General features: G+C 38.4%; 29 protein-coding genes. 16 read left to right on the top strand and 13 right to left on the bottom strand.

Translation table 11 applies throughout. The annotated features are described in order from the left end of the window. Positions 1–43: 43 nt before the first annotated feature. Complete coding sequence (gene hemL / locus RM573_RS06665; RefSeq protein WP_311579145.1) at positions 44–1,324, top strand: glutamate-1-semialdehyde 2,1-aminomutase; 1,281 nt, start codon at positions 44–46, stop codon at positions 1,322–1,324. A gap of 81 nt (positions 1,325–1,405) precedes the next feature. Here the strand turns inward: hemL and RM573_RS06660 are convergent, their stop codons facing one another. From RM573_RS06660 to zapE, 6 genes are all read right to left on the bottom strand, one after another. Continuing rightward, complete coding sequence (locus RM573_RS06660) at positions 1,406–1,801, bottom strand: hypothetical protein (RefSeq protein ID WP_311579142.1); 396 nt, start codon at positions 1,799–1,801, stop codon at positions 1,406–1,408. A 221-nt stretch (positions 1,802–2,022) separates the two neighbouring features. Then, on the bottom strand, positions 2,023–2,415 hold the full coding sequence (gene rpsI / locus RM573_RS06655) for a 30S ribosomal protein S9 (RefSeq protein WP_303449351.1): 393 nt from the start codon (positions 2,413–2,415) through the stop codon (positions 2,023–2,025). A 3-nt stretch (positions 2,416–2,418) separates the two neighbouring features. Beyond that, positions 2,419–2,847, bottom strand: coding sequence for a 50S ribosomal protein L13 (rplM, locus tag RM573_RS06650; protein ID WP_311579139.1), 429 nt, complete (start codon positions 2,845–2,847; stop codon positions 2,419–2,421). A gap of 251 nt (positions 2,848–3,098) precedes the next feature. Then, the gene (locus RM573_RS06645; RefSeq protein WP_311579137.1) at positions 3,099–3,761 is read right to left on the bottom strand and encodes a TSCPD domain-containing protein; all 663 of its coding nucleotides are present in this window, start codon (positions 3,759–3,761) and stop codon (positions 3,099–3,101) included. A gap of 22 nt (positions 3,762–3,783) precedes the next feature. Continuing rightward, complete coding sequence (locus RM573_RS06640) at positions 3,784–5,940, bottom strand: adenosylcobalamin-dependent ribonucleoside-diphosphate reductase (protein ID WP_311579134.1); 2,157 nt, start codon at positions 5,938–5,940, stop codon at positions 3,784–3,786. 200 nt (positions 5,941–6,140) lie between these two features. Then, positions 6,141–7,256, bottom strand: a complete 1,116-nt coding sequence (zapE, locus tag RM573_RS06635; RefSeq protein WP_311580331.1) for a cell division protein ZapE — start codon at positions 7,254–7,256, stop codon at positions 6,141–6,143. 183 nt (positions 7,257–7,439) lie between these two features. On the opposite strand from zapE, the gene RM573_RS06630 reads away from it, so the two are divergent. From RM573_RS06630 to RM573_RS06620, 3 genes are all read left to right on the top strand, one after another. Then, positions 7,440–7,904, top strand: coding sequence for a Z-ring associated ZapG family protein (locus RM573_RS06630; RefSeq protein ID WP_311579132.1), 465 nt, complete (start codon positions 7,440–7,442; stop codon positions 7,902–7,904). An 80-nt stretch (positions 7,905–7,984) separates the two neighbouring features. Then, on the top strand, positions 7,985–9,346 hold the full coding sequence (locus RM573_RS06625) for a Do family serine endopeptidase (RefSeq protein ID WP_311579129.1): 1,362 nt from the start codon (positions 7,985–7,987) through the stop codon (positions 9,344–9,346). A 244-nt stretch (positions 9,347–9,590) separates the two neighbouring features. Further along, positions 9,591–10,586 (top strand): trypsin-like peptidase domain-containing protein, encoded by a 996-nt coding sequence (locus RM573_RS06620; protein WP_311580328.1) that lies wholly within the window; start codon positions 9,591–9,593, stop codon positions 10,584–10,586. Positions 10,587–10,777: 191 nt separating this feature from the next. Here RM573_RS06620 and murA read toward each other — a convergent pair whose 3' ends face one another. From murA to mlaF, 7 genes are all read right to left on the bottom strand, one after another. Then, positions 10,778–12,040 carry a UDP-N-acetylglucosamine 1-carboxyvinyltransferase gene (murA, locus tag RM573_RS06615; protein WP_311579127.1) on the bottom strand — a complete coding sequence of 421 codons (1,263 nt, stop codon included), beginning with the start codon at positions 12,038–12,040 and terminating at the stop codon, positions 10,778–10,780. A 27-nt stretch (positions 12,041–12,067) separates the two neighbouring features. Continuing rightward, positions 12,068–12,325: a BolA family protein gene (locus tag RM573_RS06610; RefSeq protein ID WP_311579125.1), complete on the bottom strand. Its 258-nt coding sequence runs from the start codon at positions 12,323–12,325 to the stop codon at positions 12,068–12,070. A gap of 82 nt (positions 12,326–12,407) precedes the next feature. Then, positions 12,408–12,698, bottom strand: a complete 291-nt coding sequence (locus RM573_RS06605; protein ID WP_311579122.1) for an STAS domain-containing protein — start codon at positions 12,696–12,698, stop codon at positions 12,408–12,410. Positions 12,699–12,711: 13 nt separating this feature from the next. Next, positions 12,712–13,416: an MlaC/ttg2D family ABC transporter substrate-binding protein gene (locus tag RM573_RS06600; protein ID WP_311579119.1), complete on the bottom strand. Its 705-nt coding sequence runs from the start codon at positions 13,414–13,416 to the stop codon at positions 12,712–12,714. A gap of 26 nt (positions 13,417–13,442) precedes the next feature. Beyond that, positions 13,443–13,913: an outer membrane lipid asymmetry maintenance protein MlaD gene (gene mlaD, locus RM573_RS06595; protein WP_311579116.1), complete on the bottom strand. Its 471-nt coding sequence runs from the start codon at positions 13,911–13,913 to the stop codon at positions 13,443–13,445. A gap of 47 nt (positions 13,914–13,960) precedes the next feature. After that, positions 13,961–14,737, bottom strand: coding sequence for a lipid asymmetry maintenance ABC transporter permease subunit MlaE (mlaE, locus tag RM573_RS06590; protein ID WP_432280222.1), 777 nt, complete (start codon positions 14,735–14,737; stop codon positions 13,961–13,963). Then, positions 14,734–15,543, bottom strand: coding sequence for a phospholipid ABC transporter ATP-binding protein MlaF (gene mlaF, locus RM573_RS06585; protein WP_311579114.1), 810 nt, complete (start codon positions 15,541–15,543; stop codon positions 14,734–14,736). The genes mlaE and mlaF overlap by 4 nt, the downstream gene beginning before the upstream one ends. Before the next feature lie 358 nt (positions 15,544–15,901). Between mlaF and RM573_RS06580 the strand changes: the two genes are divergently transcribed. The 12 genes from RM573_RS06580 to mgtE all read left to right on the top strand — a co-directional run bounded on the left by RM573_RS06580 (position 15,902) and on the right by mgtE (position 25,331). Further along, positions 15,902–16,885: a calcium/sodium antiporter gene (locus RM573_RS06580; protein WP_311579112.1), complete on the top strand. Its 984-nt coding sequence runs from the start codon at positions 15,902–15,904 to the stop codon at positions 16,883–16,885. 8 nt (positions 16,886–16,893) lie between these two features. After that, entirely contained in the window at positions 16,894–17,859 is a 966-nt protein-coding gene (locus tag RM573_RS06575; RefSeq protein ID WP_311579110.1) for a KpsF/GutQ family sugar-phosphate isomerase, read from the top strand. After that, complete coding sequence (gene kdsC, locus RM573_RS06570; protein ID WP_311579107.1) at positions 17,859–18,437, top strand: 3-deoxy-manno-octulosonate-8-phosphatase KdsC; 579 nt, start codon at positions 17,859–17,861, stop codon at positions 18,435–18,437. Before RM573_RS06575 ends, kdsC begins: the two co-directional genes overlap by 1 nt. Beyond that, a complete protein-coding gene (gene lptC / locus RM573_RS06565; protein WP_311579104.1) occupies positions 18,434–19,000 on the top strand; it encodes an LPS export ABC transporter periplasmic protein LptC in 567 nt (188 codons plus the stop codon). Before kdsC ends, lptC begins: the two co-directional genes overlap by 4 nt. Beyond that, a complete protein-coding gene (gene lptA / locus RM573_RS06560; protein WP_311579102.1) occupies positions 18,966–19,520 on the top strand; it encodes a lipopolysaccharide transport periplasmic protein LptA in 555 nt (184 codons plus the stop codon). The genes lptC and lptA overlap by 35 nt, the downstream gene beginning before the upstream one ends. Continuing rightward, positions 19,517–20,248, top strand: a complete 732-nt coding sequence (lptB, locus tag RM573_RS06555; RefSeq protein WP_311579099.1) for an LPS export ABC transporter ATP-binding protein — start codon at positions 19,517–19,519, stop codon at positions 20,246–20,248. The genes lptA and lptB overlap by 4 nt, the downstream gene beginning before the upstream one ends. A 67-nt stretch (positions 20,249–20,315) precedes the next feature. Next, on the top strand, positions 20,316–21,824 hold the full coding sequence (locus RM573_RS06550) for an RNA polymerase factor sigma-54 (protein WP_311579096.1): 1,509 nt from the start codon (positions 20,316–20,318) through the stop codon (positions 21,822–21,824). Positions 21,825–21,847: 23 nt separating this feature from the next. After that, a complete protein-coding gene (hpf, locus tag RM573_RS06545) occupies positions 21,848–22,135 on the top strand; it encodes a ribosome hibernation promoting factor (protein WP_311579092.1) in 288 nt (95 codons plus the stop codon). A 27-nt stretch (positions 22,136–22,162) separates the two neighbouring features. After that, positions 22,163–22,615, top strand: a complete 453-nt coding sequence (gene ptsN, locus RM573_RS06540) for a PTS IIA-like nitrogen regulatory protein PtsN (RefSeq protein ID WP_311579088.1) — start codon at positions 22,163–22,165, stop codon at positions 22,613–22,615. Between the two features lie 24 nt (positions 22,616–22,639). After that, positions 22,640–23,494 carry an RNase adapter RapZ gene (rapZ, locus tag RM573_RS06535; protein ID WP_311579085.1) on the top strand — a complete coding sequence of 285 codons (855 nt, stop codon included), beginning with the start codon at positions 22,640–22,642 and terminating at the stop codon, positions 23,492–23,494. Between the two features lie 4 nt (positions 23,495–23,498). Next, positions 23,499–23,777, top strand: coding sequence for an HPr family phosphocarrier protein (locus RM573_RS06530; RefSeq protein ID WP_311579080.1), 279 nt, complete (start codon positions 23,499–23,501; stop codon positions 23,775–23,777). A 192-nt stretch (positions 23,778–23,969) separates the two neighbouring features. Next, entirely contained in the window at positions 23,970–25,331 is a 1,362-nt protein-coding gene (gene mgtE, locus RM573_RS06525; protein WP_311579076.1) for a magnesium transporter, read from the top strand. Positions 25,332–25,343: the final 12 nt, after the last annotated feature.

Here is a 25,343-nt window from a genome sequence, read left to right as displayed (position 1 = left end):
TGAGCTTTTTAGGCGCGTATAAAAATTAAGTAAGGCAAAAATAATGAATAAATCTCAACAACTTTTTAACCATGCTCAAGAAATTATTCCAGGTGGTGTTAACTCACCTGTTCGAGCATTTAATGGCGTAGGTGGTACGCCGTGTTTTATCAAACGTGCAAATGGCGCCTATGTGTATGACGAAAATGATAAAGCATACATAGATTATGTTGGCTCATGGGGCCCGATGATATTAGGTCATAATCATCCAGCAATTTTAGCCGCTGTGATTGAAACCGCTCAAAACGGCCTAAGTTTTGGTGCGCCAACTGCACTTGAAATTACCATGGCTGAAAAAGTGCGAGAAATCGTACCGTCGATGGAAAAATTACGCATGGTGAGCTCAGGAACTGAAGCGACTATGAGTGCTATTCGTTTAGCTCGTGGCTATACAGGTCGAGATAAAATCTTAAAATTTGAGGGTTGTTATCATGGTCATGCAGATTCTTTATTAGTAAAAGCAGGTTCTGGCGCGTTAACTATGGGCGTACCAAATTCACCTGGGATCCCAGAAGATTTTGCTAAACACACTTTAACGGTAAGTTATAACAACATTGAAGAAGTTAAGCAGGTTTTCGAAGAGCTTGGTGATGAAATTGCTTGTATTATCGTTGAGCCAGTGGCTGGAAACATGAACTGTATCCTTCCGATTGAAGGATTTTTAGAAGGTTTAAGAGAAGTATGTGATCAATATAAATCCGTACTAATTTTTGATGAAGTGATGACGGGTTTTCGAGTCGCATTAGGCGGAGCACAAGCTCATTATAATATAAAACCAGATTTAACAACCTTAGGTAAAGTAATTGGCGGCGGTATGCCTGTTGGTGCCTTTGGTGGTAAACAAGAAATAATGGATTACATTGCTCCTGTTGGTCCTGTTTATCAAGCAGGCACTTTATCTGGTAACCCAATAGCAATGGCGGCTGGTTTAGCTTCTTTAAATGAGCTTTGCCAAGGGGATAAACACCAACAACTTGCCCAAGCAACAGAAAAACTAGCCATGGGTTTTCAAGCCGCAGCTGAACGTAATGGCGTTTCACTTTCAATTAATTATGTTGGCGCTATGTTTGGGTTCTTTTTCACTGAAGAAGAAAAAATCACCAGTTTTGCTCAAGCAACCGCCTGTGATGGCGAAAAATTTAAACGCTTTTTTCACCTTATGCTCGAAGAAGGTGTATACCTTGCGCCTTCAGCTTTTGAAGCAAGCTTTTTATCAACCGCGCATACTGATGCGTTACTTGAAGAAACGTTAGCGGCTGCCGACCGTTGTTTTGCTCAACTATAAAAATCTGATTTTTAAGATAAAAAGCTGCTATTTAACAAATAGCAGCTTTTCTTTTTAAAGCAGAAAATTCATGTAAAAATGTTAATTCACTTTGACGCTGATAAGCTCTTGTTGCAACCAATCAAACGCTTGCTGCCAACCAAGCTCTAAGCCAGAAAATGACCGAAAATTCCAACCATCAAGCGCTCGTAATTGATACAATTCTTCCGTAATTTTCTGACTATCAGATGAGTAATATACAAATGCTATCGCTTTTAAATACTCATAAGATGCAATACTTAACTTTGCTTCAAAAGAATACGTGTAATTGTTCACGCGATTCACTAACATACCAAAGTCATCTTTAAAGTGTGCTTCGACAAATCGATGACATTCTTCGATCATCTCTAAGGTCATTTCAACCCCTTCATCAGCCACAACTTCAAGTATATTATCTGTGAGAATTTTGAAATATCCGAAACTTAAACGATGCTTCATTTAGGTTCTCCCAATAGCAATATCTGCTTTGAGATTAAGTGTTTGGTGAGATTAATTTTCATAATCTAACCTTAGCTTAGTTATCTTAAAACTCAAACCATGTAAGCGCTTAACCCAAATATTTATTTTAAGTCCTTCTTAGTATTAATAAAAAAATCAGTGAATTTCAGGCAAAAAAAAACCGACAAAAGTCGGTTTTTTTAATAACGTATATATAAAGATTAACGTTTTGAAAATTGTGGCTTTTTACGAGCCTTATGTAAACCAACTTTCTTACGTTCAACTTTACGAGCATCACGAGTAACGAAACCAGCAGCACGTAAACCGCTACGTAATGATTCGTCAAACTCCATTAATGCACGAGTAATACCGTGACGGATAGCACCCGCTTGACCAGAAATACCACCACCAACTACTGTGATGTTAAAGTCAAACTTTTCTAACATTTCAACTAATTCTAATGGTTGACGAACAACCATACGAGCCGTTGGACGACTGAAATATTCAGAAATGTCACGTTTGTTAATTGTAATTGCACCGTTACCAGCTTTCATAAACACACGAGCAGTTGAGCTCTTGCGACGACCAGTACCGTAATATTGATTATCAGCCATTGCTTACAGCTCCAAAAGTTGTGGTTGTTGTGCAGTATGCTTGTGCTCAGCACCAGCATACACTTTTAGCTTGCGGTACATTTCACGACCTAAAGGACCTTTAGGTAACATACCTTTTACTGCGAATTCAATCACACGCTCTGGCGCTTTTTCAATTAACTTTTCAAAGCTAATTTGCTTAAGACCACCAGGGAATTCAGTATGCGAGTAGTAAATTTTACCTTTCGCTTTATTACCAGTAACTTTAACTTTCTCTGCATTGATAACAACGATGTAATCGCCTGTATCACAGTGAGGTGTATATTCTGGCTTATGCTTACCGCGTAAACGGGTTGCAATTTCGGTAGCGATACGACCAAGAGTTTTATTCTCAGCGTCCACTAGAAACCATTCGCGTTGCACGCTTTCTGGTTTTGCTACAAAAGTTTTCATTTAAAAAACCCAATATTAAAATGTTACTAAAAAATAACCAAAATGGTTATCAGTTAAAAGACTACGCCATTACCCCTTCGAGTATCGAGTCCATCGTCTAGTATCTTGGGGATATTAGACATTTGTAACGTCAGGGAGCGCGCATTATACAGAAGCTAACAAAATAAATCACGTATATTTTTTAATCTTTTTAGTTTTTCTGAATTTCCCTGTATAGCAGAGTAATATTACGCAAAACGCTGACTTTTTCATTAACCACATTTAGAATCTCCACAGTTTAAGCATGTTGTGCAACCATCTAAAAGTACAACGGCTTTTTGATGGCATTTATGACATTGACTGGCCGAACTAGGAAAACCATGTTCTTCAATCGCCTGATCAGCTGCCGCATCTTGTTTTTGTTGGATATACGCCTGTTGATGGGTATCAATCTCACTGGCTGGCAACATATCTAACGTTTTTAAATGCGTTTCAATGATATAACCAATATCCGCTACTACCGAAGGCATAAAAATACCTGTGCCTCGTTGGTAGTAACCTCCTTTAGGATCAAATACTGCTTTCAATTCTTCAACTAAAAACGTGCAATCGCCGCCTTTTCTAAATACCGCAGAGATGACACGGGTTAATGCAACGACCCAAGAATAAAACTCCATATTTTTTGAATTAACGAATATTTCAAAAGGTCGTCGCACTTCTGCCGCGGTATGTTGATTTAATAAAATATCATTAATCGTAATATATAATGCGTGTTCGGAAATGGGCGGCTTAATTTTATAGGTTGAGCCAATTAACATTTCAGGTCGTTTAACCGTTTCATTTAATTTGATTGACGTTTCTACTTCGTTATTATTTGCTTGCGCCTCAGGCGTGTTAACTTTAGCTGCTGTAATAGCTTGATTAATTTCTTGCATGTTTTTTCTCTTCTTTAAGTCGTTATAATTTACCGTAATACCCTTCTTTTAAGGCATCATGTAAATTCGCCGCCGTATGCACTTCGCCGTCATACATTATTTCTTCGTTACCTTCGGCATGGATAGTAGTGCCATCCGCTAAGGTAAATTGGTATTGCACATTGGCTAAATCAGTTTCTTTCACTAACACACCTTGATGTACTTCGGGGTTAAAACGAAAAGTTGTACAACCTTTTAACCCTTTTTCGTGTGCATAAAGGTAAACATCTTTAAATGATTGATAATCGATATCGGTAGGTACGTTTATCGTTTTAGAAATGGATGAGTCGATCCAATATTGCGCGGCTGATTGAATATCAACATGCTCTTTCGGTGTAATATTTTCACTGGCTGTAAAATAATCAGGCAATCTATTTTCACCTTCTTGACCATAAACTTCAGCATTTTCATTCATGCAATGTCGGTATGCTAAAAGCTCAAAGCTTGAGACAGGAACAGACTCTTTTGATTTTTTTCCTTCTCGGATGATATTACGCTGATATTCATGGGCAAAACTTGGCTCAATACCATTTGAAACATTATTGCCCAAACTAAGTGCTAACGTTCCTGTTGGAGCGATAGATGAATGGTGAGTAAACCTCGCCCCCGTTTTAGCTAACGCCTCAACAAGTTCTGGATCTTCTTCGGCGATTCGTTGCATATATCGGCTATATTTTGCATGTAATACTGAGCCTTTAACTTTATCACCTTCTTTAAATCCATCTTTGACCATTTCTGGCCGTTTACTCAGCATTTGTTTGGTAACACTAAATGTTTGTAATAACACAGGAGCGGGACCTTTTTCTTCGGCTAAATTTAACGCTTCTTGCCACCCCGTCAATGCCATAACCTTAGAAACTTCTTCAGTAAAAGCAATGGCTTGCTGACTATTATAAGGAATTTTTAATAGCGTTAACGTCGAACCTAATCCTAAATACCCCATACCATGGCGACGTTTATTTAAAATTTCTTGTTGTTGTTGCGCTAAAGGAAGGCCATTAATTTCCACAACGTTATCTAGCATTCGCGTGAAAACCTGTACGACGTTTTTAAACGTATGCCAATTAAACTGTGCAGCATCAGTAAAAGGTTTATCAACAAACTTAACTAAATTGATTGATCCTAATAAACATGCGCCATAGGGAGGTAGTATCTGTTCACCACAAGGATTACTGGCGCGTAATTTTTCACAAAACCAATTATTATTGTATTCATTGGCGTGATCGATTAATAAAAATCCCGGTTCGGCATAGTCAAACGTATTACTCATGATCATGTCCCATAAACGATGTGCTGGAATATGGCCGTATATTTTACAAGCGATTAAACCATTTTCATTGAGAATATAATCATGTTTCTTCAGGTAGTCGTCTTCAAAATAATTCTCACGAAAGAGGATCTTACTTTGATCTGAAAGGGCAATATTTTCCGTATTGAGTGCTTGTTGTGAAATAGGAAAAACGAGCGGCCAGTCAGCATCATTTTTTACCGCCTGGATAAAGTCGTCAGTGATCAATAATGATAAATTGAATTGTCGTAAACGCCCATGCTCACGCTTTGCCAAAATAAAGTCTTTTACATCGGGATGAGAGATGTCAAAAACCCCCATTTGCGCGCCACGTCTACCTCCAGCCGAGCTGACGGTGAAACACATTTTATCGAAAATATCCATAAACGACATAGGCCCTGATGTTCGAGCCCCTGCGCCAGCGACATAGGCACCATTTGGTCTTAAAGTTGAAAACTCATAGCCAATACCACAACCAGCTTTTAAAGTAAGGCCAGATTCATGGACTTTGCCTAAAATACCGGTCATTGAATCATCGATGGTCCCAGACACGGTACAATTTATCGTAGAGGTAGCAGGTTTAAATTCACTGGCTCCGGCATTAGCAATTATCCGACCAGCAGGATAAGCGCCAGAGTTTAATGCCCAAAGAAATTTTTCATACCAGTATTGATGGTTCGTTGTCTCAATATCGGCAAGCGCCTTCGCTACACGAGCAAATGTTTCTTCAATAGTGTTTTCTTGAGGATTACCATGTTTATCTTTAAGTCGATACTTTTTATCCCAAATATCAATCGACGCGGCTTGTATATTGAGCGTATGGTGAGTAGGTTTTTCTTCAGTTAGCGGCATATATCTCCCCTTTAATTGTTATCATTTTTTTCAACATCATACTGAAAAAAAGAAAGGGGCAAAGCCAAAGCACTATATATTGCGATCTAAATCAAACAAAAACACAAGATATAGTAACCCGTAAAAAATTGGCATAAAAAAACACCGCGTTGTTTCGGTGTTTTTTTTAACAAAATTTTAATTAATCACTGAATTATAGTTTAAGGCAAATGCTCCGAAGCAAGATAATCATGAGATTGCATTTCCTGTAAACGACTCAAACAACGTTTGAATTCAAAGACTAAACCACCTGTCGTATATAATTCTTCCATCACGACTTCGGCTGAAATAATTAACTTAACTTTACGCTCATAAAACTCATCAACCATAGCAATAAACCTCCTAGCGGCGTCATCACTGTCTACATTCATTTGAGTGACATTAGCAACTAATACTGTATGGAATAAACGGCTAATTTCCATATAATCATTTTGGCTTCGAGCTGACTCGCACAATTCAGAAAACTCAAAATAAACAATACCATCAGAAGCTTTGATCGTGGCTAATTCGCGGTTGTTTATTTCAATAGCTTTATTGTTTACACCAACTTCAATTGAAAGTTGATCGAAATAACGATGTAAATTTTCATCGGCTTTTTCATCCAGCGGCGCATGATAAATTTCAGCTTGCTCTAACGTTCTCAATCGATAATCGACGCCACTATCAACATTAATAACATCACAATGTTGGTTAATTAATTTAATGGCGGGTAAAAATCTTTCTCGTTGCAAGCCATTACGATAAAGCTCATCAGGTATAATATTCGACGTTGCCACTAAGGTTACATTGTGGGCAAACAATTCTTCAAACAAGGTTCCTAAGATCATGGCATCTGTGATGTCTGATACAAAAAACTCATCGAAACAAATAATACACGTTTCTTGTGCGAAACGTTTAGCAATAATTTTTAACGGATCTGATTGCCCAGTTAAGCCTTCTAATTCTTGGTGAACCCTGTGCATAAAGCGATGAAAATGTACTCGCATTTTATTTTTAAACGGCAAACAGTCATAAAAAGTATCAACTAAATAAGTTTTGCCTCGACCAACACCTCCCCAAAAATAAATGCCTTGAACAGGCTTAATTTCAGCTTTCGCGACAACGCGTTTCCAACGATTGAAAACTTTTTTAAAACCCGTTACCGGTAGTGGCTTACTTTGTAAACATTCATATAAACGTTGTAAATTTTTAACCGCATTCTCTTGAGCGGCATCATATTGAAAATCATCGCGGTTTAGGTCTTCTCTATATTTTTCGAGTGGGGAAAGCGTAATCATCTGTGAATATAATCTATTATTTAAGCTTGTTTTTGCTTGAAAAAAACATATTTGCATACATATTTGCTAATAGGATAAAACGTTTAGCTGCAAGCAAAAACAAAAGCAGTGTGTTAATCTCTATTTTCACCAATTTTTAATGTGAATACAATTTTCCGCAACAAAATAAAAGGTAAAAAGCTTATGGATATCGTTATTGGAATCATCATTTTTGTCGTTGGCTCAACTGTAGGCTTTTTTGCAAGTAGATTTTTATCTGCTTCTAATCAAGAAAATCAAAAGCTTGCAGAAAAAGTAAATCAAAGTGAAGCCTCTTTGGCGCAATATAAAGTGGATGTTGCTGAGCATTTAGATCATTCAAAAGAATTGTTAGAGCAAATGAATAACACCTGCCAAAAAGCGATGCAGCAAATGGAGCAAAGTACGCAGTTATTGCAAAAAGCGACGCCTAAAGAAAGCGACGCAATGCCTTTTTTCTCGAAAGAAACCCAAGAACAATTAGCTCAAACTGTTGCGCTTCGACACAATAAAGAAGAACGTAAAAGCGATAATGAAGTCACGGAAGCGCCACTCGATTATTCAGGTGAAGCAAGCGGGCTTTTTGCTGATAAGAAACAATCTGTTACAAATAGCAATATTGAAAATTAGGAACTTAGTTCACAGGTTAACGTCTTTAATTGAGTATTTATATTTTTTTGTATTAATGTCTTTTTGGAGTGTCCTTACATATGAATAAAATGTCAGTTTTAATCAGCAGCGTTTTACTTACCAGTAGTTTAGCTTTAACGAGTTTACCTGCTCAAGCTAATCTCCCTTTTTCTGTGAGTGGCCAAAAAGTGCCAAGTTTGGCGCCTATGCTAGAAGAAGTAACGCCGGCGGTTGTGCTTATTTCTGTTCGAGGTACACATGAAGTACAACAAAGGAATATCCCCGATGCTTTTAAGTTTTTCTTCGGCAATCCTCGCCAACAAAACCCTACACGAGAAAGACCTTTTCAAGGACTTGGCTCTGGCGTCATCATTGATGCTGACAAAGGTTATATCGTCACAAATAACCATGTCATCAACGAAGCAGATGAGATACAAATAACGCTGAAAGATGGCCGCCAAATTGAAGCAACAAAAATAGGCGCCGATGAAAGTAGTGATATTGCCCTACTTCAAGTTGATTCAAAAAACTTAACAGCAGTCACTATTGCCGATTCAGATAAATTAAGAGTCGGTGACTTCGCGGTGGCAATCGGTAGTCCATTTGGCCTAGGACAAACCGTCACATCCGGTATCGTCAGTGCATTAGGTCGCAGTGGTTTAAATGCTGATAATTTTGAAGATTTCATTCAAACGGATGCAGCAATCAACAGTGGTAACTCTGGTGGTGCTTTAATTAATTTACGTGGTGAGTTAATCGGTATTAATACCGCTATTATCGGCCCGAACGGTGGAAATGTCGGAATCGGATTTGCCATTCCAAGTAATATGGTGAAAAGCTTAGTTGACCAAATTATTGAATTTGGCGAAGTTCGCCGGGGTGTATTGGGCGTATCAGGTCGAAGTGTTACCGGTGAATTTGCCAAAGCAATGGAGCTAGAAGGTGCACAAGGTGCATTCGTTGAGCAAGTAGTGGAAGACTCTGCTGCACAAATCGCTGGCATAGAAGCAGGTGATGTGATCACCAAAGTAAATGGTAAACGCATTAAGTCATTTAGTGAATTACGCGGAAAAATAGGGGCGATTGGCGCAGGCAACGAGGTAAAACTGAGTGTCATTAAAGCTGATGGTGATGAAGAAACCTATACAGTTGTCTTGAAAAAAGCTGAAACGGCCAACGTTGAACCTGCCAGTATTCATAGAATGCTTGAAGGGGCTGAACTTGAAAATAACAGTAAAGGGTTTGGTGTAGCAATAAAAGCCGTTGAAGCAGACACCCCAGCAGCAATGATAGGGTTAAGAGCTGGTGATATTATCAGTGGCGTAAACAGACACCGAGTTACCAACATAGCAGAGCTACGTGATTACTTAAAAGATAATAAAGGTATTTCATTACTTAAAATTATACGTGGAAATACCAACTTATTTATTCGCATCAGATAAGTAATATTCATGTAATCATTCTTAGTTATAACTAAGGGTACATCAACAAAAGCGGCTTAGGGAATAAGTCGCTTTTCTTTTGTACGAGGAAAAAGCTAAAAAACCTCACTTCTACTTTTTGGTTATCAACAATCTATGTTAATCTGCAGTATATTTTGTCGATAACCTTACAATTTTGAAAATACTAAACGCACTAAAATATATCTTAAACTCAGCAAGTTATGGAGTAATTATCGCAGTTGTGATGCTTTTACTCATTCCTGAATTACGTCAAGGCAACAATGACTGGTGGAATATCTTTCAGTCAAGTGATGAAAATCAACCGGCTATTTCTTTTGCGAAAGCAGTGCAAGCCTCAAGCCCTGCCGTAGTAAATATTTATTCTGAAGAAATTCAGACAAACCCAAATTACGCACATTCACAACGTAAAACAACCCGGTTAGGCTCAGGGGTTATTATGGACAGTAATGGTTATTTATTAACGAATTACCATGTTGTTCAAAATGCTACTTTAATAAATGTTTTATTACAAAATGGTCAAGTGTTCCACGCTGAAGTGATAGGTTACGACCTTTATACCGACTTAGCCGTTTTAAAAGTGGATGCTAGTAATCTCCCCGTGATCCCACAAAATATTAACCAGCAGTCGTTAGCCGGTGATGTGGTTTTAGCTATTGGCAATCCACTGAATTTAGGACAAACCATTACTCAAGGTATTATTAGTGCCACTGGGAGAAGCGGACTGAGTAATACGAGTTATTTACAGTTTTTACAAATAGATGCAGCAATAAACCAAGGTAATTCAGGCGGTGCATTAGTGAATTCAAATGGCGTATTAGTTGGTATAAATTCATTGAAATTCAGTGAGCTTAATCCTAATCAAGACATTCAAGGGATTTCATTTGCGGTGCCATATGAGTTGGCTTTTAAGGTGATGCAAAAAATTATCGAGCATGGTCGCGTGATACGAGGTTGGTTAGGGGTCGTTTCAAGAAATTATAACCAAAATGCCAAAGGCTTTACGATTACAGCGGTAGAACCGAATAGTCCAGCATATAATGCCGGCTTAAAGGTTGGCGATATCGTTTATCAAATTTCAGATACCCCAATTGAAAGCACGACACAAGCTCTTGATATTGTTGCTGAAACGAATCCTGGTACAGAACTGAATTTTAAAATTTACCGTGATAAAAAATCGGTTGATATTAAAGTGACAATTCTTGAAAAACGACCTAATTAAATTATAAAAAATGCCTGTTGAGCTGAAAGGGAAATATAGCACCAGAAATAGGGAAATTTACAGCAGGATAAAAGTAAAAAGCGCTACTGTCGAAAAATAGTAGCGCTTAGCTATTTCATCACAAATGCCTAGCTTATTTTTACACTTAAACTAAAACACTTATGAACCAAAATATAAGTTTTCTTGAAAACTTAACTCGCTTTAATGCGGGTGATATTTGCCCCTAAAGCTTGTAACTTATCTTCAATATGTTGGTAACCCCGATCAATATGATAGATACGATCAACTTGTGTTTCGGTTGTAGCAACCAGTCCAGCAATCACTAAACTCGCCGAAGCTCTTAAATCTGTCGCCATAACTTGGGCTCCATTTAAGCTATCAACGCCAGTGGTAATTGCAGTGTTCCCTTCTAAAGTGATATCAGCACCCATGCGCTGTAATTCAGGCACATGCATAAAACGGTTTTCAAAAATAGTTTCTGTCGTGGTAGCTGTACCTTCGGCAATGACATTTAAAGTCACAAACTGCGCTTGCATATCGGTAGGGAAAGCAGGATGAGGAGCCGTTCTAATATTCACGGCTTTTGGCCTGCTATTCATTGCTAACTCTATCCAATTTTCACCGGTAGTAATTTCTGCACCGGCCTCTTGTAACTTACTTAATACCGCATCTAAGGCTGTTGGATCCGTATTTAAACATTTTACTTTACCTTGAGTTACTGCCGCAGCCACCAGAAAAGTACCCGTTTCGATTCGGTCCGGCATTACACTATATTCACTGCCGTTTAATTGGGCCACACCTTCTATACTCAATGTATCTGTACCCGCTCCTGAGACTTTGGCTCCCATAGCGTTTAAACAATTGGCTAAATCAACAATTTCAGGCTCACGCGCAGCATTTTCAATAACCGTAACGCCTTCAGCTAAAGCGGCTGCCATCATTAAGTTTTCGGTGCCGGTCACACTGACAGTGTCCATAAAAATATTCGCCCCTTGCAAGCGACCATTATTACGCGCAACGATATAACCGTTCTCTACCTCTATGTCAGCCCCCATTAATTTTAAGCCATGAATATGTAAGTTCACGGGCCTAGCACCAATTGCACAGCCTCCAGGCAAGGACACTTCGGCATGACCAAACCTTGCTAGCAATGGCCCTAATACCAATATAGAGGCACGCATCGTTTTGACTAATTCATAAGACGCTTTATGCTGATCTACCTTACTCGCATCAATCAATAGACTATTTTCATCAGTCCAAGTCACGGTTGCACCTAATTGAGACAATAATTTTATGCTTGTTTCAATATCATTAAGGCGAGGTACATTGGTGATGTGTATCGGTGTCTCTGAAAGCAATGTTGCCATCAGGATGGGTAAGGCAGCATTTTTCGCGCCAGAAATGGTGACTTCACCTTGCATTGGCTTACCGCCAATAATTTTAAATGCGTCCAAAGGGCTCTTCTTTTTTGTTAACGGGATTTAAAGGGGTAAGTTAAACATTTTTTCACGCTTCCAATCAGAAGTCGTAAATGTTTTGATGGTTACAGCATGTATTATGCCTTCATTAATCACTTGTGCAAGCGGAGCATAAACTGTTTGTTGCTTTTTAACACGACTAAGTTCACCTAAAAAATCAGCAACGGCGATTATAGTACACTGCGAACCATCAAATTTAACATGAAGCTCATCCAACGTTAATGCGTCGTTGATTAGCTTTTCAATTTCAGAAACTTCCACTTAGTTCTCCCAGAAAATAAATTACAGGGATTATAACCTCAATTACCTTTGAGTAAAACGATTGTCTGTGACGAGAGTTAGATTATTTTATCGGTAAAAAAGTATCTACCGCCGTTAATTTTGCAATCTTAAGCAATTCTTGAGGTAAGTTAGTAAAATGCAGGTTTGTGTGATGTTTTTTTGCTTGAGCTAATACCTGTAATAACCAAGCTAAACCAGCAGTATCGACATGAGACACGGAAGCCAAATCTAATACATTCACTGACTGAGTAAACAGCTGACTTGCTTTTTTCTCAAAGGCGGGATTAATTGTTTTACGCGTTAGAGCACCGCAAATGAGTAACTGGTTATCTTGTTGTTTGATTTCGATCATCAATGAAACATCCTTATTTAAAGACAATCGTTTTTTGCGCTTTTTCTTTTAGCATCTCAGTCACATGTGGTAAGCCTTTTTGACGAATTAAACTGCTTAATTCAGCTTGTTTACTATCGAGTAAACTCACCCCTTCAGCGACCATATCATAAGCTTTCCATTCTTGTGTTTTGCTACTTTTACGAACTCGAAATGAAATATCAATGGGAGACCGTCCAGGCTCAATCACACTGGTATTAACGGCGACTACCTTATCATTGCTAAAGTCTTTTGCTGGAGCAAAAATAACTTGTTGGTTTTTATATAAGGTAAATACTTGTGCATAAGAAGTGATCAAGTAATCTCTAAACACAGGAACAAATTCAGCGCGTTCAGCTTTATTCGTTTTTTTGAAATTACTGCCAATAACCTTAAACGCGGCATATTGGTAATTAATGTAAGGGATCAATTCTTCACGAACAATATCCTTTAAAATGTTTGGATTTTTTTGGATTGCAGTTTGTTCGTTTGCAAACCGTTTAAACGTGATATCAGCCACCGTTTTGATCATTTTATACGGGTCTTTTTTATCAACGTTAATAGAAGTACCACCTGCTGGTGCTAACGCAACAAAACTCACCATTTCAGGAGAAATTTTCGACAACGGCTGTTCAAAATCACTTGCTACACCAAATAAGCTAACACTAATCCCTAACCCAAAAGTGACTATTTTTTTCATCGTATTTGACTTTCTTAACACCAACATTAATCGCCACTCCCTTGGCTAAATAAAAATTGTCCGATTAATTCTTCTAACACTAAAGCAGGTTTAGTATCTTCAATATAATCCCCCGAAACTAAGGTTTCGACTGATTCATCAATAAATCCAGGTAACAAACCAATATATTGTTCACCTAATAAACCAGACGTTAAAATTGACACAGACGTTGCTTCCGAAAAATTATCATACTCCGCATAAATATCTAATGTCACTACCGGAGTATAATCTTCAGCGTCTAAACTAATGTTACTGACGCGGCCAACAACTACGCCACCTACTTTAATAGGAGAGCGAACTTTTAAACCACCAATATTGTCAAACTTAGCATAGAGTTGATAAGTCTTGCCATTGCCTGATATACCACTATCGGCAACCTTTAACGATAACATGAGTAGAGCTGCTATACCCAATGCAGCAAATAACCCTACGAATAACTCAACTTTTTTCGACACCATGTCAGACACCACACTCTAAAAAATAAACACTCAGGTTAATATTGCGATTAATTTGCAAACATTAACGCCGTTAAAATAAAATCTAAACCTAATACTAATAAGGATGATTGTACCACAGTTGCCGTGGTTGCACGGCTAATACCTTCTGAGGTAGGCTCACAATCATAACCTTTATAAACGGCAATCCATGTAACAACAAAGGCAAAAACAATGCTTTTTATCACGCCATTTAAAATATCTTTTTCTAAGGAAACTTGAGCTTGCATTACTGACCAAAAAGTACCGCCATCAACGCCTAACCAATCAACCCCAACCAAATGTGCCCCTAAAATACCAACCGCCGAAAAAATGGCAGCAAGTAAAGGTAAAGAAATAAAACCCGCCCAAAACCTAGGAGCAATTACCCGGCGAAGTGGATCTATTGCCATCATTTCTAAACTAGATAATTGTTCTGTTGCTTTCATTAAGCCTATTTCGGCGGTCAATGCTGAGCCAGCTCGCCCGGCGAATAATAATGCCGCGACCACGGGACCTAACTCTCGCAATAATGAAAGAGCAACCATAGGGCCTAAACTGGCTTCTGCACCATAACCCACCAAAATTGTATAGCCTTGCAGGGCTAAAACCATACCAATAAACAACCCAGAAACTAACACGATAACTAATGATAAAACCCCCACTGAATAAAGCTGTTTCATCAATAATGGAAAGCCTTTTTTTACATTTGGCACATGTAACAAGGCAGAGCCTAGCATTAATATGGCACGTCCTAATGCCGAGATACGTCCAAGAACTTTACGCCCCAATAAAATCAGTATATTCATGATGACGTATCCTTACCCAATAGCTCTTCTTGATAAGGTTGCGCTTGATAATGAAAAGGTACTGGACCATCTGCCTCACCTTTGACGAATTGTTGCACTAAAGGAGAAGTTTGCTGTGCAATTTGCTCTGGCGTACCATGACCAATAATTTTTTGCTCGGCGATAATATAGATATAGTCGGCGATACTCATTACTTCAGGCACATCATGTGAAACGACAACTGAAGTCAAGCCTAATGCATCGTTTAATGCACGAATCAACCGAACAATCACCCCCATCGAAATAGGGTCCTGGCCGGCAAACGGTTCATCATATAAAATAAGTTCGGGATCTAAGGCAATCGCTCGTGCTAAGGCTGCACGCCTAGCCATACCACCAGAAAGTTCACTTGGCTTCAAAAACCGTGCACCCCGTAAACCTACGGCTTCTAGTTTCATCAACACCATTTTTTCAATGATCGCTTCCGATAATTGTGAATGTTCTCTGATAGGAAAAGCAACGTTTTCATAAACGGACATGTCCGTAAATAACGCACCACTTTGAAAAAGCATACTCATTCGTTTACGAGCGGAATAAAGTTCTGTTCTTGAGAGTGAAGGAATATCTAAGTTATCAAAGTAAATATGGCCCGATTCAGGTTTTAATTGCCCACCAATAAGACGCAACAAAGTAGTTTTCCCTATCCCACTTGGTCCCATAATTGCGGTGACTTTTCCTTTCGGGATTTGCAAACTAATATCATCATAAATGATACGTTCGTCCCTTTTAAAAGTCATATTTTTAATATCTACTAAAATATCTGACATAGTGCGTTTTTTAGTGCGATTATCCTTATAAATTATTAAGCGAGAATTCTACCTGATCCAACGAGATACTTCACCCGAAAATAACAACTTATTACGTTTATAATTAGTAAGTAAACGTATCAAAACGTAAGAAAGTGTAAGATTTACCGATTGAATTTTAAACTTTATTCCCGATAACGCGGCCTTGGCAAAAATCTATTCGTACAAAAAGCCAATTATCTCGTTTCAATGCAGGAGGTTTTGCTGAAAAAATAGCAAAATTCATCGCATCGAGGTTTTTTTTAACCTCATTACTCAAAAATCCTTTTTTTTTCTCTACCAACCAGCGACAATTACCCTTGGTTTAATGGAGTCCTTAATGTTTGTTCAAATTTTAATTTTACTTATTTCGCTGGTCACTCTCGTTTGGAGTGCTGATAAGTTTGTGTTTGGTGCCTCGTCACTTGCTAGAAACTTTGGTATTTCGCCAATGATTATCGGCTTAACTATAGTCGCGATGGGGTCTTCAGCCCCTGAAATGATGATTGCAGGTACCGCTTCATTTCATGGCAACCCCAACACAGCTATCGGTAACGCTATCGGCTCTAATATTACCAATATTGCCTTAGTGTTGGGGATAACAGCGTTACTTCACCCATTATCAGTTTCTTCTTCAACGATCAAACGTGAAATTCCACTGATTTTAGCTATTACGGCGCTTGCTTATTGGATGCTTTCGGATAATCAATTTACTTTTAATGAAGGATTAATCTTAATTATTGGCTTCTTTGTTTACATTTTTTCATTACTTTTTATTACCCTAAAAAGAGCGAAAGACAATAAAGTCAATGATGCCATGATCCTTGAAGCGGAATCAGAAGTTCCTGAAGCAATTAAAACGCCTTTAGCGCTATTTTGGTTAACTGTTGGCCTTATTCTATTACCGTTAAGTGCTAGTTATCTAGTTGATTCATCCGTGTTTATTGCTAAAGCTTTTGGTATCAGTGATTTAGTAATTGGCTTAACGGTGATTGCTATCGGTACGAGCTTGCCTGAACTTGCCGCAAGCATTATGAGTATTATCAAAAAAGAGGATGATTTAGCATTAGGCAATATTATTGGCTCAAACATTTTTAATATTCTCGCGGTATTATCATTAGCCGGTTTAATTGCACCGGGTGATATCGATCAAGATGCATCGGTACGAGATGCGCCGTTTATGTTAGGTGTCACATTATTACTCTTTATTCTTTGTTTCAGCAGACATTCAGGCAACTTTAGAATTACCCGTTTTAAAGGGGTTTTACTATTGTTTACCTTTATTGCTTATCAAATGTTACTCTTTAGCCAACTGAAAAATTAATCCAACTTATGAAGAATTTTAAACAACTCGCCAAGCAAGTCATTGATATTGAAAAGCAAGCCATTGCTGAACTTGAGCAATATATTGACGACGGTTTTGAGCTGGCTTGCCAATTAATGTTTAACTGTCAAGGACGCGTAATCGTGATTGGCATGGGAAAATCAGGTCATATTGGTGGAAAAATTGCTGCAACATTTGCCAGTACAGGCACGCCTGCATTTTTTGTTCACCCAGGCGAAGCAAGTCATGGTGATTTAGGGATGATCACTGCTCAAGATGTTGTACTGACAATATCGAATTCAGGTGAAACCGGTGAAGTATTGGCAATTATTCCGGTTATTAAACGTATTGGTGCTAAACTTATTGCCATGACCAGCAACCCTGACTCTACCTTAGCAAAATTAAGTGATACCCATGTTTGTATCAAGGTTTCACAAGAAGCTTGCCCATTAGGTTTAGCCCCTACTTCAAGTACAACAGCAACATTAGTCATGGGGGATGCTTTAGCGGTAGCACTGCTAAATGCGAAAGACTTTACTGCCAATGACTTTGCCCTTTCTCATCCAGGGGGAAGTTTAGGTAAACGGTTATTATTACGCCTGCAGGATATTATGCACAGTGGCGAACGCATCCCATTAGTGAATGAAAAGGCGAAGATCAAAGAGGCATTAGTTGAAATGTCCTTAAAAGGTCTCGGCATGACCGCCGTCATTAAAGACAGTGGTGAATTAATTGGGCTTTTTACAGACGGTGATTTGCGTCGCATCCTCGATGAAAAAATTGATATTCATCAGGACGACATAGCCAGTGTCATGACAAAAAATCCTCGGGTAGCCGAAGGTGAAATGTTAGCTGCACAAGCCTTGAAAATTATGGAAGACAATAAGATTAATGGCTTAATTATCGTTGATAATAACAATCACCCCGTTGGTGCCATGAATATGCACGACTTGCTTAAATCAGGAGTTCTTTAATGACAAAGCCTAACTTGTCATCGAACGACACAACGAAAACTTTATACGGTGAAATAGCCAATACTATTTACCACAAAGCGAAGAATATAAAGCTTTTTGTATGTGATATAGACGGTGTATTTTCTGATGGTCGAATTTATCTAGGTAACGATGGCGAAGAATTAAAAGCCTTTCATACAAAAGACGGTTATGGCATCAAAGCTTTAGGCGCCAGTGGTGTTGACGTTGCCGTGATCACCGGAAGACAATCAAATATCGTACAAACAAGAATGACAGCTCTGAATGTAAAACACATTATCCAAGGAGAAGAAAACAAACTTCCGGCATTAAAAGCCTTAATTGAGAAATATCAATTAACCGCGGAACAAGTAGCATATATAGGTGATGACATGCCTGATTATCCATGCATGGAATATGTCGGTTTATCCATAGCGGTGAATGACGCTCATCCGGCTATTTTAAGTTTAGCTGATCATGTAACAACGATTAAAGGAGGTTTTGGCGCGGTACGTGAAATATGCGATATCATTATGCAAAGTCAAAACAGCCTGCAATATGCCAGTGGCGCAAGTATATGACACGCATATATATAGCTTCGTTACTATTTTTTATTTTTTCAGTGGTCAGTTACATTGTCATTGAATGGCACCAAAACAGTAACCAAATCACCAATGCTATAGATAACAAAATATCCCCTGATTTTATTGCTGAAAGCTTAAATAGCGAAACGTATAACAGCACAGGGCAACTCTCCTATATTATCGATGCGAATCGAATGGAACATTATTCAGAATTATCAGTCACACACTTTGAGTTTCCTAAATATACCTTATACCCAAAAAATACCGATTCTCCATGGAAAATTAGTGCAAATGAAGGCACACTCTATAATAGCAATAGAGTAAAACTTGAAAGTAAAGTGGCGTTAATTGCAACCGACAGTAAAAGTTTAATTCAAGAGATCCATGGAAAGTATTTAGAATTAGATTTAAACACTAATATTATTAGTTCAGAAAAAAAGATAGAAATAAAAGGAATTGATTTTACCATGTACGGTACAGGACTGATTGTAGACTTAAACACTAAACAAGTAACGCTGACAAAACATGAAAAAACCATATTTCAACCTATTAAAAACTAGTTGTTTGGCTTTAGGGGTAACCTTAAGTCTTTCATATAGTGTTATAGCAGCAAAAGTTGATTTGAATGAAGAAATCAAAATTGATGCTTCTAGACAAGCAGCTGATCTCAAAAATAAAATATTTAGTTACATTGATAATGTCATTATTACCCAAGGCTCTTTAACAATAAAAGCAGACCTAGTGCAAGTTGTGACAGAAGCCACGAGTAACGAAAAAACATATATTGCCAAAGGGCAACCAGCAACGTTCGAACAAATATTGGAAGACGGAACGCCTATTTATCTGCAAGCAAATGAAATTAAATATCAACCTGAAAAAAATACGGTGATGATTTCAGGAAATGCTGAACTTCGTCAAGAAGGCAGCAAAGTCAGTGGCACCACTATCAGTTATAATTTTTTGACCGAACAAGTACAGGCAAGCAGTGACGACAATGCTAGAGTACAAACGGTATTACAACCGAAAAACCTTGAGAAAAAAAAGTTAGATAAAAAATCGTTGGATAATAAAAATAAATGACCACTGCCACCTTAATTGCCAATAATTTGGCAAAAGCCTACAAAGGCCGAAAAGTCGTAAAGAACGTTGGTATGAAAGTGCAAGAAGGCCAAGTTGTCGGATTGCTCGGTCCAAATGGTGCCGGTAAAACAACTTCGTTTTATATGATAGTTGGTTTAGTCAATAGTGATAGCGGTTCAATCATCTTAAATGATGAAGATATTACTTTACTCCCTATGCATGAAAGAGCCCGAAAAGGTATCGGATACCTTCCACAGGAAGCTTCCATTTTCCGTAAGCTAACGGTTTATGAAAATATTATGGCGATTTTGCAAACCCGTAAAGATTTAGATGATATCAGTAGAGAAGAAAAGCTTGAGCATCTCGTTGAAGAATTTAATATAGGTCATATCAAAGATAATTTAGGCATGAGCTTATCCGGTGGCGAACGACGCCGAGTTGAAATTGCGAGAGCACTAGCGGCAGAGCCCAAATTTATCTTACTTGATGAGCCTTTTGCTGGCGTTGATCCAATTTCAGTAGGTGATATAAAAAAAATTATCCTACACTTAAAACAACGTGGCATTGGAATTTTAATCACAGATCACAATGTTCGTGAAACATTAGACGTTTGTGAGCATGCATATATTGTTAGTCACGGTGAATTAATCGCGGAAGGCAATGCAGATCAAATTCTTGCGAATCAACAAGTAAGAGATGTATACCTTGGTGAGCAATTCACGCTATAGTTACACAAAGCTTTGATAAAAAGTAAAAATCAATATGAAGCTAGAAAATAGGAAAATAATACGATAAATGCGCCCTAGTCTGCAGCTCCGAATAGGACAACAACTCACCATGACTCCACAATTGCAACAAGCGATTAAGCTTTTGCAATTGTCGACGTTGGATCTTCAGCAAGAAATCCAAGAAGCTCTTGAAAGTAATCCATTATTAGAAGTAGATGAATCAACCCCAAGTGACAATGATGCGCAATCGGATAACTTAGAAGAAGCATTTTCTGCTGGTGTAACAGAACAAAACACTAAAACATCCGACGGCAGTGAAGATTCAGCTCCTACTATCGATGAAATTAGTACAACGGAAGCTATGGATAAATCTGAGATCCCTGAAGAGCTCAACATAGACACTACCTGGGAAGAAAGCTACAGTGCTGGCGTTTCAAATACCGGTGCCAGTGCACCTGCTTCAGAAGATTATACTTATCAGGGCGAAACAACGGACTCCATTCAAGACCATTTACGCTGGCAAATGGAGTTAACGCCATTTTCAGAAACGGACCTTGCCATCGCGACGGCTATTATTGATGCCATCGATGATGCTGGCTATTTAAGAGTCAGTGTTGAAGAAATTCTTGAAGCGATGGGCAATGAAGAAGTTGAACTTGATGAAGTTGAAGCCGTACTTAAACGTATTAATATGTTTGATCCTGTTGGCGTTGGGGCTCGCTCTATCTCAGAATGTTTAACCATTCAATTAAATCAATTTGATAAAGAAACGCCTTGGTTAAAAGAAAGTAAGCTGATCATTAATGAATATATCGACTTATTAGGTAACCGAGATTATCGCCAAATCATGCGGAAAACGCGTTTAAAAGAAGATCAACTACGCGAAGTGATCAAGCTAATTCAATCGCTGGATCCAAGACCAGGTGATAGTGTCATTAAAGGTGATGATCAATATGTCATCCCTGATGTTTCGGTCGAAAAGAAAAATGGTCGTTGGATGGTTGAATTAAACCCAGATACAGCACCACGACTATCGGTTAATCAGCAATATGCCTCCATGGCACGAAATATGAAATCATCGACAGACAGTCAGTTTATACGTTCAAACCTACAAGAAGCTAAATGGTTTATTAAAAGCTTAGAAAGCCGAAATGATACATTGTTAAAAGTCTCTAACTGCATTGTACAACGCCAACAAGGCTTCTTTGAACACGGGCCAGAAGCAATGCGACCTATGGTACTCAATGATATTGCAGAAGCGGTAGATATGCATGAGTCCACTATTTCCCGTGTTACGACCCAAAAATATATGCATACACCTAGAGGAATCTTTGAATTAAAATATTTCTTCTCTAGCCACGTAAGCACAGAAAATGGTGGAGAATGTTCATCCACCGCAATTCGAGCTTTAATTAAAAAGTTGGTCGCTGCAGAAATTCCAGCCAAACCATTAAGTGATAGTAAAATGGCGGAATTACTTGCAGAACAAGGCATTAATGTCGCCAGAAGAACCATTGCCAAGTATCGAGAATCATTGTCAATTCCTCCTTCTAACCAACGAAAAAGTCTACTTTAACAACTAAATAAGGATCTAAGCTTATGCAAATTAATCTTGCTGGTCATCATGTTGAAATTACTGAAGCTTTACGTGAAAGTGTCAATACAAAATTTGCCAAGTTAGAACGACATTTTGATCATATAAATAATGTTCATGTGGTATTGACGGTAGAAAAGCTGAATCAAATTGCGGAAGCAACAGCCCACCTTAACGGAACAGAAATACACGCAAAAGCCGAAAATGCCGATATGTATGCTTCAATCGATGCTTTAGTTAATAAACTCGATAAACAAGTTTTAAAGTACAAAGGCAAAATCAACCAACATTAATCCATCGTCTATTTCAACACGAGCATTATGAAATTAACTGAACTTATTAACGAGAACTGCACCTTGTGTGCAGTTCATGCTACTAGCAAAAAGCGTATTTTAGAATTATTATGTGAAAAAGCTGCCGAGTCTTATACTGATTTTAACACTTATTCACTGCTTGAAAGTCTAATGGCACGTGAAAAAATGGGTTCAACTGGGATAGGTAATGGTATCGCGATCCCACACGGTAGATTAACTGATGGGGGTAAAGTCGTTGTCGTGATTGCCACAACAGAGTCTCCAATTGATTTTGATGCGATAGATAATAGACCCGTCGATATTTTTATTGCTTTATTCGTACCCGAAGAAAATTGTCAACAACATTTATCCACGCTACAAAGCATTGCACAAATTTTTAGTGATAAACAAACTTGCAAACTGGTCCGAAAATGTCACTCGAGTTCAGAGCTTTTCAATTTATTGAAAAATAATAACTAAACCTTAGTACCAAGGATTTCGACAATGAAACTCATCATCGTTAGTGGCCGTTCAGGATCAGGAAAAAGTGTCGCATTAAGAGTGCTGGAAGATTTAGGTTATTATTGTGTTGATAATATCCCTGTCAATCTTTTACCAGCTTTAACACATACGGTGATTAATGATTATGAAACCGTAGCGGTTAGCTTAGATGTTCGTAATTTACCGGCAGATCCTAATGATATTTCTGAAATTATCAATTACTTACCCAGTGCGGTAGATCTAAATATTGTTTATTTAGATGCGGATGATAACGACTTAATTAAACGTTTTAGCGAAACACGCCGCTTGCATCCATTGATCAAACAGAATATTGCGCTTGATCAAGCGATATCACTTGAGAAAAAACTGTTAGAGCCTATTTCAAGCCGTGCAAATTTATACATCAACACCAGTCAACTTACCCCTCATCAATTAGCGGATTTGATCAGAGAGCGAATTCTCGGTAAAACAACTGGCACTATGGTTGTGGTCTTTGAATCTTTTGGCTTTAAACATGGCGTCCCTCAAGATGCTGATTATGTTTTTGATGCTCGATTTTTACCAAATCCATTTTGGGAAAAAGATCTCAAACCATATACGGGACTAGATCAACCCGTACAAGATTTTCTCGCTAGCCAACCTATTGTCACTAAATTTATCTGGCAAATTAATAGTTTTATGATGACTTGGCTACCACATTTAGAACGTAATAATAGAAGTTATATAACCATAGCCATTGGTTGTACCGGCGGTAAACATCGTTCCGTTTATATTGCGGAATTACTCGCAAATAATTTAAGAAAAGAGCGTAAAGATGTGCAAGCGCGCCATCGAGATCTTGACGTAGCCAGTACTTAACCTTATGACTATTAAACTAAATAAAACCTTATTAATTACTAATAAATTAGGGCTGCATGCAAGAGCCGCAACTAAATTGGCGCAGTTAAGTCAAAAGTTCAATGCCAAAGTTACAATTGAACTTGAAAGCAAACAAGCCGATGCCAGCAGTATTATGGGGCTTATGTTATTAGCCGGCGGCCAAGGGAAAGAAGTGACGATTCATACTGAAGGGCTAGAAGCACAAGATGCCCTTGATAATGTCTGCCAGCTTTTTTCCGATAAATTCGATGAAGACGAATAATAACCTCAAGATCCCTTTCACAAAGCTGTAAAATTTCGTGGATATAATAAGAAAAAAGCTGCTAAAACCAGTCAGTTGAGATAAACTTATAGCAACTGGGCAACCAATAATTATGTTATGTATAACAAATTCTGCCCGCTATAACTCGTAATTAATTACCATTTTCGTTTTTTAACGGCACAGGAAAACTTTATGCCGGAAACTTCAGAACAAGAAGACAACCAACAAAGATTACTGCAAGTGAACAAAGCACTTGGTAGTGGTATGTTTGTCTATGTCCGCAAGCTATTACAAAATATGCCTGCCTACGATCTTGCTTTGATTTTACAATCCTCTCCCAGTAAAAGCCGTACCGTGTTATGGCAACTTATCGATCACGACCATCACGGTGAAGTGCTCGAAGAATTAAACGAAGAAGTTCGAAAAGGCATCTTGAAAAAAATGCGTCCAGAAAAACTCGCAGAAGTTGCTGAGGGTATGGACGTTGATGATCTTGCTGAGGTATTACGAACACTGCCAGATAGTGTTTACCGTGAAGTATTAAGTTCAATGGATTCACAAGACAGAAGTCGTGTTGAAGCGGCGCTTTCTTTTGATGAAGATACCGCTGGCGGTATCATGAATACCGATACTATCACTATACGCCCTGATGTTACTGTTGATGTAGTGTTACGTTATTTACGTCTTAAAGGCGAATTACCAGAAGCGACAGACTCTTTTTATGTCGTTGATAGAAAAGATCACTTTATTGGAGCGGTGTCACTTTCGCATATTGTCACAGCAAAACCAGAAGTCGTGATCTCTAAACTCATTAATGATGAAATTACCGCGCTAAATGCCGATATGCCTGAACGCGAAGTCGCTCAATTGTTTGAGCGTTATGATTGGTTTTCAGCACCGGTTGTTGACGATGAAGGCCGCTTGTTGGGCCGTATCACCATAGATGATGTTGTTGATATTATTCGTGAGGAAGCTGAGCACTCCATGATGAGTATGGCGGGTTTAGACGATGAAGCTGATACATTCGCACCCGTTTTTAAAAGTACTCAACAACGTTCTGTTTGGTTAGGCGTTAACCTAATTACCGCATTATTTGCCGTCGCTGTTTCCAGCATGTTCGAAGATATTCTGGGTCAACTAGCAATCTTAGCTATTTTAAATACTTTAGTCCCTAGCATGGGTGGTGTTGCTGGTAATCAAACCTTAACCTTAGTTATTCGTGGTATGGCGTTAGGTCATATTGGTGAAAGCAACGCTCGCACTTTACTCTATAAAGAACTCGCCGTAGGTTTTCTCAACGGAATTATTTGGGCGTTGTTAATTGCGACAGTCGTTGCAATTTGGAAACAAGATTTTATGCTAGGCTCAGTAATTGCCTTCGCCATGTTAATGAATTTAACCGCTGCGGGTATTGCCGGTGTGACTATTCCACTCTTTCTTAAAAAGCTCGATATAGATCCTGCCCTAGCCGGCAGCGTCATTTTAACAACGGTTACCGATGTGGTAGGTATTTTTGCTTTCTTAGGAACAGCAACCTTATTACTTGGTACATAAGCCGCTGCTGAC

The organism is Thalassotalea castellviae (assembly GCF_031846185.1).
In the GTDB taxonomy this organism is placed as follows: Bacteria; Pseudomonadota; Gammaproteobacteria; order Enterobacterales; family Alteromonadaceae; genus Thalassotalea_H; species Thalassotalea_H castellviae.
Note: the sequence above shows the minus strand (reverse complement) of the source record. Positions and strands in the feature narration are given on the sequence as shown.